Annotated in this window: 7 protein-coding genes; 5 read left to right on the top strand and 2 right to left on the bottom strand. The window is 68.3% G+C overall.

What is annotated here, in order from left to right; all coding sequences use genetic code 11:
• A partial coding sequence (locus tag AX721_RS00300) for a copper-binding protein (RefSeq protein ID WP_197422415.1) occupies positions 1–250 on the top strand: 250 nt, incomplete at its 5' end.
• Between the two features lie 421 nt (positions 251–671).
• On the opposite strand, the gene AX721_RS00305 is transcribed toward AX721_RS00300, so the two are convergent.
• Together AX721_RS00305 and AX721_RS00310 are read right to left on the bottom strand one after the other, a co-directional pair.
• Positions 672–857, bottom strand: a complete 186-nt coding sequence (locus tag AX721_RS00305) for a hypothetical protein (protein WP_068873931.1) — start codon at positions 855–857, stop codon at positions 672–674.
• Between the two features lie 156 nt (positions 858–1,013).
• Positions 1,014–2,963 (bottom strand): cytochrome c/FTR1 family iron permease, encoded by a 1,950-nt coding sequence (locus AX721_RS00310; protein ID WP_068873932.1) that lies wholly within the window; start codon positions 2,961–2,963, stop codon positions 1,014–1,016.
• 165 nt (positions 2,964–3,128) lie between these two features.
• Here AX721_RS00310 and AX721_RS00315 point away from each other — a divergent pair, with 165 nt between their 5' ends.
• The 4 genes from AX721_RS00315 to AX721_RS00330 form a co-directional block, all read left to right on the top strand.
• Positions 3,129–4,001, top strand: coding sequence for a cation transporter (locus tag AX721_RS00315; protein ID WP_082765650.1), 873 nt, complete (start codon positions 3,129–3,131; stop codon positions 3,999–4,001).
• 76 nt (positions 4,002–4,077) lie between these two features.
• Positions 4,078–6,285, top strand: a complete 2,208-nt coding sequence (locus AX721_RS00320; protein WP_068873933.1) for a class I SAM-dependent methyltransferase — start codon at positions 4,078–4,080, stop codon at positions 6,283–6,285.
• Entirely contained in the window at positions 6,282–6,860 is a 579-nt protein-coding gene (locus AX721_RS00325) for a hypothetical protein (RefSeq protein ID WP_068873934.1), read from the top strand. Before AX721_RS00320 ends, AX721_RS00325 begins: the two co-directional genes overlap by 4 nt.
• Positions 6,861–7,100: 240 nt before the next feature.
• Positions 7,101–8,758: TonB-dependent receptor (locus tag AX721_RS00330; RefSeq protein WP_068873935.1), on the top strand; the 1,658-nt coding region annotated here is incomplete at its 3' end.

The raw sequence follows: 8,758 nt of genomic DNA on the forward strand, positions 1-8,758 counted from the left end.
GGTCACCATCGCCTATGAGCCGATCGAGAGCCTGAATTGGCCGGGTGGGACGAAGCCGTTCGGCGTCGCCAAGTCGTCGCTCCTCGCCGGCGTGGCGCCCGGCGACAAGGTCCGCTTCCGTCTCGAGAGCCAGCAGATCGCCGATCTCAGGCCGTTCTCGCCGCGGATGGTCGCGGGACCTAAGGTCCGAGCCCCTGACGTCGCCGATCCAAGCCCATCGGCCAACGTCGTCCCGCGGCCTCGGCCATGACCGTTCACGACAGCGGGCCGCGCGACCCGACCGCCCCCAATCGTTTGGCAACAGAGATGCGAATGAACCACCTACGATGCAAGCCGCTCCAGGCCGCCTGCCTTCTGGCCGTCGCCCTGGCGCTCAGCGCCTGCGGAAAGATGGGCCCCGCAAGTCGACCCGGCCCGATGTGGGGCGCTCCCGGCGAAAGTCCAAGCCCGATGCCGAAGCCGTCGCCGGGTATGGAGACGATTGACGCCCGCGATCGCGACCAACGCCAGGCGACGCCGCCGGAACCGCGATCGTGACGTTCGGATGGCGGAGGCCGCAGGTGGTGCCCGCTCGCGGTCAACAGGGCGACAATTGAAACACCTCAGGCACCTGAACCCCTGGATCCGGCTCGCGATCCTACCGGCCGCGGCGCTTGTCTTTGTGCTCCTGCTCAAGTTGTTCGGCTCAGCGTCATAGGCCGCCAGATGTCGTCCGCCCGGGCGCGGCTGTCGCTGGCGGCGCCCAGAAGTGCGGCGAGCCAAGCCAAGGGCAGGCCGCTCGCAACGAGCGCCAGCGCGGCGCCGATGAACCCGAACATGAACGCGGGGGCGTACGCCGCCCGCAAAACCCTAAGCATGAAAGCTCCCTCGACCTGTAGCAGGGAGGAAGCTACGCGATCACCCGAGGCCCGGCTTGAACGTGGCGGCTGGCTAAGGCGGGCTCCGATCAGCCGCTCCATTCAAGTCGCGGGTCTGAGGACTCGGCCGCCAGCCCTGCTCCTTGCGCTCGATCATCAAGGATCGACCCGCAGGCGGGCCGCGGCCTGGGCGCGCCGGCCCGCCGCCCAGAACCCAACCACGACCGCCGTCAGCGTCAGGAGCTGGGCCACGAGCCCTTCCCACGTCGGGAACACGCCGAGCACCTCGATGCGGGGCAGGGCGGCCAGGGGTCGCACGTCCAGCATCCCCGCCTCCTGCAGCCCCGCGACGCCCTTGCCGGCGAGTACCACGGCCAGCACGGCGATGAGGATCGAGCTATAGGAGAAGAACTGCGCGATGGGCAGGCGCTTGCTGTAGCTCAGGAGCGCCCAAGCGATCACCGCCAGACAGACAACTGCCAGCCCCGCGCCCGACACCATCGCGAGCTGGCCTCCCTGGCTCCAGAGGGCGGCGAAGAAGAGGATGGTCTCGAAGACCTCCCGGTAGACAACGATGAAGGCCAGCAGGAACAGGAACCAGGCGGAGCGCTTGGAGAGCGCCGCCGACAGCTTGTCGCGGATGTAGGCCTGCCAGGCGCCGGCCTGCGCCTTCCCATGCATCCAGACACCCACCGAGATCAGCACGACCGCCGAGACCAGGGAGCCGAACCCCTCGGTGAGTTCACGGCTCGCCCCACTGATGGAGATGAGGTAGGTCGCGGCCGCCCAGGTGAGCCCGCCCGCCACGAGGGCGGTGATCCAGCCGCCATGGACATAGGCAAGCACGTCCTGGCGTTCGGCCTTGCGCAGGAAGGCGATCATCGCGATCACGATCAGCAGCGCCTCGACGCCTTCCCGCAATAGGATGGTGAAGGCGCCCAGGAAGCTCGAAGCGGCGCTGGCCCGCTCCGGCGCGAGCGCGCGAGCGGCGTCGTCGAACAAGGCCTCGAGCCCACGGACCTGCACCGCCACCTCGGCCGGCGGCGCCCCGCGGTTAAGGCTCGCCCGCAGCGCGCCCATTGCGCCCTCGACCCTGGCCATCAGCGCCCCGTCACGCGCGCGCAGCAGGGGTTCGACGGGCTCGAACCCGTCGAGATAGGCCGACAGCGCCAGCTCCTCGGCCTGCTTGCGGTCGCCCGCCTGGTAGGCCGCAAGGCTCTGGGCGAGCTTGCGGCGGGCGACGTCCAGACCGCCAGCCGACTTCGTCGCCACAGCCTCCGGATGACGGCGCAGATAGGCCATCAGCTGGGTCGCCTGCGGCTCGCCCACGCGGGTGGCGAGCGCCGCGGGCGTGGTCTGGGTCAGCACCTGCAGATCGGGCACGACCCCTCGCATCTTCGGCCCGGCTCGCCAAGCCTGCTCGCCGCCACGCTCGGCCTCTCGCGAATAGGCGAGGCTCCCCACATGGTAGGCGAGGGCCCAGCGGTCTTCGGACGGCAGGTGGGCGAAGCTCGCCATCGCCGTGCCGTCGAGCCCCTGGCCGATCACCTGGTAGAGGCCGAACAGACTCCGCTCCTTGGCGCGCGCCACGTCGGTGAAGGCGATCGGCGGCGGCTCCAGCCCTTTGGCGTTCGGACCGTCGCCTTTGCCGGCTGCGCCGTGGCAGGACGCGCACTGCTCGGCATAGAGGGCCGCCCCCCGGGCGAGGTCCGGCGCCTGCTGCGGCGCCAGCGGCACGGGGTAAGCCTTGAGCAGATCGGTCGCGAGGCCCCGCGCCTGTCGCGCCACCTCCGCTGGCTCCGCGCGCTGATCCACCGACGCTATAAGTGCGTTGGCCTCCGTAAGGAGCTGCGGCTTAGCCGAACTTGCCGGCAGGGCGCTGATGCGGCTGCGCACGGAGGCGGAGAATTCCCGCATCTCCGCATACTCGGCCTCGCTGATGATGCGGCCCTTGGAGACGGCGCCGGGGTAATCCACGGCGATATAGTCCAGTAGGCGCCAAGCCACCTCCGCCGAGGGGGTGGCGTCTTGGGCTCGGGCAGCCTGGGGAAGATGCGCGACCGCCACGAGGGCGACCGCAAGGAAGAGGCGAGCGAGCGCCGGCATCGAAGCATCCTGAGTGCGACTGAGAATAGGTCTCAACAGCAGGATACATGCTCAAGTCGCTAGAGGATCAAGAGGCGCCTCCGCGAGCCTGCGAAAAAACGCACCGCAACGGCTTGATCCTCTAGCCGCTAGAGCAAGTAGGGTGCCCAGGTCAGGAGAATTCGCATGTCGAGTACGACAGCCGCCGCAGGGACGCTCCGCTACCGGGTCACCGGCATGGATTGTTCGAGCTGCGCCGAAAAGATTCAGTCCGCCGTGGCCAAGCTGCCGGGTGTGGAAGAGGCGCGTGTCTCCATCGCCTCGTCGATGATGACCTTGAAGGTCGACGATGCGGCGAGACGCACGCCAGCGGTGGAAGCGACGGTGACGGAGCTCGGCTACCACCTCGATCGCGAAGGAAGTTCGGCGACGTCCGACGACGATGAGCTTCCGAAGGACCTCAGCCACATCACGCCGGCCTACCGGCGGGCGCTTTGGATCGTGGTGCTGATCAACGTCGGCTACGGCTTGGTGGAGATCGTCGCGGGCTTTGTCGCCCGCTCCCAGGCGCTGAAGGCCGACGCCCTCGATTTCATGGGCGACGGGCTGATCACGTTCCTCGGTCTGCTGGCGATCGGCTGGTCGCTCGTCTGGCGCGCGCGCTCGGCGTTGATCCAAGGTCTGTTCCTGGCGGCGCTCGGCGTGGGGGTGCTTCTGAACACCGCTTACCGCGTCCTGGTGCTAAACCAGCCCGAAGCCGAGCTCATGGGCGTGTTCGGGATCATCGCGCTGGTGGCCAACGTCGCGGCGGCGCTCATCCTGATTCCCCATCGCGCCGGCGACGCCAATGTCCGCGCCGTCTGGCTCTTCTCCCGCAACGACGCCCTGGGCAACCTCGCCGTCGTGATCGCCGCGGGCCTGGTGTTCTGGACCAAGACCGCCTGGCCCGATCTCGTCGTGGCGGTGATCATTTCGGGGCTCTTCCTCCAGTCTTCCTGGTCGATCATTCGCGACGCCCGCACGGACCTGCGGGAGGCGCGGTCGCTGGGCGCCGCGTGAACTTCGGATGAGACGGCTTCCACCTCCAGCACGGGGCTTGGCGCCAGGCGGCCCGCCACCTCAGGTCCTGGCCGACTTGCAGCAGGCGGTCGCGCACGCGAACGCGGGCCGCTGGGCCGAGGCTGAGCAACACGCCCGAAAGGTTCTTGCGGCGAGGCCGCTGGATCCGTCGGCGCTGAACGTCCTCGGCACGGTCGCCATGAACACCGGGCGGCCGGAGGATGCGATCGCATGGTTTCAACAGGCCGCCGGCGGCCAGCCGAAGAACCCGTTCATCCAGTTCAATCTTGGCGAAGCCCATCGTCGACAGCAGGCGTACGAGAAGGCGGCGAAGTTCTTCCGACAAGCGGCGGCTCTGAAACCTGACTTCGCGGAGGCCTATGCCTCGGGTGGCGACGCCTATCGTTTGATGGGCCAGAGGGCGGACGCTGAGCGCTGTTACCGCATGGCCCTGCAACGGGCGCCCGCAATGCTGACCGCGCTCAATGGTCTCGGTCTCTTGCGCCTGCAGCGCGGCGACGCCGCCGCGGCCGCGGAGCGCTTCGAAGCCGGCTGCAAAGCGGCGCCAGCCGGCCACCCCCTGCGTCCGATCCTGCTGGCGAACCTCGGCCTGGCGCGGCTGCAACTCGGTCACGGACCGGAAGGGCTGGCTCTGCTCGCCCAGGCCGTGGAGGCCGCGCCCGGGGACGCCGAGGCCTGGCGGCGACTGGCCGGCGCGCTCCGTCACACACGCGTGGCGCCCGCGACGCCGGGCTTCCGAAACATCCTGCTGCAGCTGTTCGACCGGCCCGACGTCAATCCCCGCCACCTGGCGACGGCGGCCATCGCCGCGCTGCGGCAGGATCCGCAGATCGATCGCCTCCTGGAGGTGATCGCCCGGGCCCCCGGCGAGCTGGTGCAGACGCTGGAGCGCGAGGCGGCGACCGCCTCCCGGCTGATCCAGGATCCGCTGTTTCAAACCTTGCTCGCCTCCGCCCCGGTGCCCGACGTGGCCATTGAACTGACGCTCGTCCAGCTGCGGGCCGACCTTCTGGACCTAACTGACGGGGCGGCCGAAGCCCTTGAAGAGGAGCTCGGCATTGCGATCGCGCTGGCCCGGCAGGCGTTCCTCAATGAATACGTCCTATTCGCCGCGTCGGCCGAGCAGGCCCGTGTAGCCAACCTGATCACCGCCCTCGATCGTGACGATATCGGAGGGCAGGGCGGCGATCTCACCAAGATCGCGATCGTCGCCGCCTATCGCCCGTTGGCCACAACGCCGCTCGCTGCGCGTCTCCGGAGCGCCGCCCTGCCGGCGCTCGCCGAACTCCTTCGCGAGCAGCTCAGCGAGCCGGCGGAGGAAGCCGAACTGCGCGCCCAGCTGCAGGTTCTCAAACCGCCCACCGACGCCATCTCGCGCGCTGTCCAGCAACAGTACGAGCAGAGCCCTTACCCGCGCTGGACCCGCTGCAGCCTCGGCGACCCACTGCCCTTTCGAAGGGCGATCCAGAGCGCGTTACCGGACCTTTCGGCCGGCGAGATTCCCGATCTTGACCACCCCCGCGTGCTGATCGCCGGCTGCGGCACGGGCCTCGAGACCCTGCGCGTGGCGACCACCTATCGCGGCGCCTCGATCCTGGCGATCGATCTTAGCGCCGCCAGTCTTGGCTACGCCATGCGTAAGGCCCGCGCTTATGGGCTCACCGAGGTGGAACACCTGCAGGCCGACATCCTGGACCTGCCGACGATGGAGGAGCGGTTTGACCTGATCGACAGCTTCGGCGTGCTGCATCACATGGCCGATCCGGCGCAGGGACTCCGGGTCCTTGCGGGCCTCCTGAGGCCGGACGGCCTTCTCTTCGTCGGCCTCTACAGCGAGATCGGCCGACGCGCAGTCGTCGAAGCGCGCGCCCACATCGCGCGCGCCGGTTACCGAGACGATCCGGACGGCATACGGGCGCTGCGCCGCTCGCTGATGCTCGATGGAACGCCCTCTGCCTTGGACGGCGTGATGAGCCCGGCATCGGACTTCTGGACCCTTTCGGACTGTCGCGACCTCCTGTTCCACGTGAACGAGCACCGCTTCACCCTGCCGCAGATCGGGGAGATGATGAGCACAGCCGGCCTTGAGTTCCTGGGCGTGCAATTCGGCCACCCGGCCGACCGGACGCGCTATCTGGCGCAGAACGCCCGCTCCGGCGCGCTGCGTGACCTTCACGCCCTGCACCGCCATGAGCGCGAGCACCCGGAGATCTTCGGGGACACCTACCGGCTCTGGGCCCGTCCAAGGAGGCCATCCCGGTGACCCAGCCGCTCACGCCGCCGCATGTTGATCTCCCGAAGGAGCAGCGGGCCGTCCTTCGGCAATCGCTCCTGGCCTTCGCTGTCTGCGGGCCGACCCTCGCGCTCGCCAGCCTGGGGCTCCCAAGAATTTTCACCTTTCCGGAAGCCCTTGCGGAGCGCCTCGCCTTTGCGCTGAGGGCCGACCTCGTGATCGCGCTGTGGGTTGTGCTGGGCGTGCGGATGGTGGCGAAGGTGCGGTTCAGGTCCGCCGCGGACAACGCCGGTTCGGCCTACAGCCGACCGAGCGCCCGCCTGGCGGTCCCGAAGGCCTTCCTGCAGAACACCCTCGAACAGGCGTTCATCACGAGCGTCGCCACGCTCGCGCTGGCCACCGTCGGCGGCGAAGCGGCGCTGGCGTATATTATCGCGACCCTGATCCTCTTCAGCCTCGGGCGCGCGACCTTCCTGCGCGGCTATCCGCGCGGCGCCGGCGGACGGGCTTTCGGCATCGCCACCACGGCGCTTCCGGCGCTCGGCGCCTATGGCTGGGCGCTCATCGACATGGCGTCGGATGCGGCGACGCTGGCTGCAGCTTGAGCTGGCCACGAGAGCCTGTAACGGGTCTGGGAGCGGGAGGATCTCTCGGAACTTGCTTTCGGCGGCAGCCGTGTCGCGGTCCCTGACCCAAGAAGCGGAGGGCCTTGGGCGTGCTGCCCGCGTCCTCGGGCCAGCCCAGATGCCCCAAGAGGCGCACCCGCCACCGACATAATTGCGAACGACTTGCATTCTCAGAAACGTGCGCATATCAACGCCACCTCAAATGGGGGGAGGGGTCGTATGCCCAAGGTTTCAGCGCTTCAGATGAGTTTCCTGCTAACTGCGGGGTTCGCGCCGCTTCACGCGACGGCCGCCGAGGCGATCGACGCAGCGGCGCTGGACGAAGTGGTGGTCACCGCCACGCGCGCGCCCACCCCGATCACGGCGATCCCGAGCACGGTCAGAGTCATTGATCGTGAAGCGTTGCAGACTCAGCTGGCCGTCAGCCCCAGCCTGCTCGACAGCCTGAGCTTCTCCATCCCGAGTTTCGCGCCGGGCCGTCAGAAGATGACGAGCACGGGCGAGTCGCTCCGCGGACGCACGCCGCTCTACCTGGTCGACGGCATCCCGCAATCGACGCCGCTTCGCGACGGAAAGCGCAGCGGTTTTACGATCGATCCGGCCTTCGTAGACCGGATCGAGGTGATCTATGGCGCCAACGCCATCCAGGGAGTCGGCGCGACCGGCGGAGTCATCAACTACGTGACCATCGCTCCGCCGAAGACCGGCGCGTGGTTGAACCGGCTCACGGCCGAGCTGACCGCCGACGACCTCGAGGCGAACGGCCTGCATTACAAGACCTCGCTGATCTCTGCCCGGAAGGTGGGGCGCTACGATTTCGTGGTCGGCGGCGCCTACGAGCAGAACGACCTCTACTATGATGGCCGCGACCGCCCGGTGGGCGTCGACACCACCCAAGGCGACATCATGGACACGCGGGCGTGGAGCCTCTTCTCCAAGCTCGGCGTCGATCTCGCGGCCCACCAGCGGCTCGAGTTTACCGCGAACGTGTTCGACCAAGCCGGAGACGGAGATTACGTCGGCGTGCCCGGCGACATCGCCGCGGGCGTCCCCGCCACCTCCAGAAAGGGAACGCCGGTCAGCGATCCGCCGCGGAACGAGGCCGTCAACCTTGCGCTCACCTACCGGCATGGCGATGTGCTCGGCGGGGCGCTGACGGTTCAGGGCTTCTACTACGACTTCTACGCCCTCTACGGCGGCGGAGCCCTTCCGGTCTTCCAGGACCCGCTGATCGCGCCGACGGGCACGCTGTCGGATCAATCGGCCCTCCAATCCGAGAAGTACGGCGCGAAGCTCACCTTCGTGCGTGAAGACCCCTTCTGGACCGGACTGCAATTCATCGCGGGCGCCGACCTCCTTCGGGACAGCACCCAGCAGGAACTGGCCCAGACCGGCCGCCTTTGGGTGCCGCAGATGATCTACCGCGGCTGGGCGCCCTTCGTGCAGCTTGAGCAGAAGCTGCTTGCGGATCGCGTCCGCCTCTCTGGGGGGCTCCGCTACGAGAACGCCACCCTCAAAGTCCCGGACTTCACGACCATCGCCAGTGCGAATCGGACCTTCGTTCGCGGCGGCTCGCCCAAGTTCGACAAGGTCCTGGCCAATGCAGGCCTGGTGGTGGAGCCCCGAGATGGCCTCTCGGTCTTCACCTCGTACGCGCAGGGCTTCACCATGCCGGATGCCGGCCTGATCCTCAGGGCGGTCCGCACGCCGGGGCAGTCCGTCGGGCAACTGGTCGATCTACAGCCCGTGATCGCCGACAATATCGAGGTCGGGGCCAAGTACCGGGCCGGCGGGCTCGATCTCGCTGCGAGCTATTTCTGGTCCGGCCCCAGTGCATTATCGGGACACCGATATACGGTACGCTGGCGAGAGGTCAT

Origin of the sequence: Phenylobacterium sp. CCH9-H3 (assembly GCF_001557235.1) — a bacterium.
In the GTDB taxonomy this organism is placed as follows: Bacteria; Pseudomonadota; Alphaproteobacteria; order Caulobacterales; family Caulobacteraceae; genus Phenylobacterium.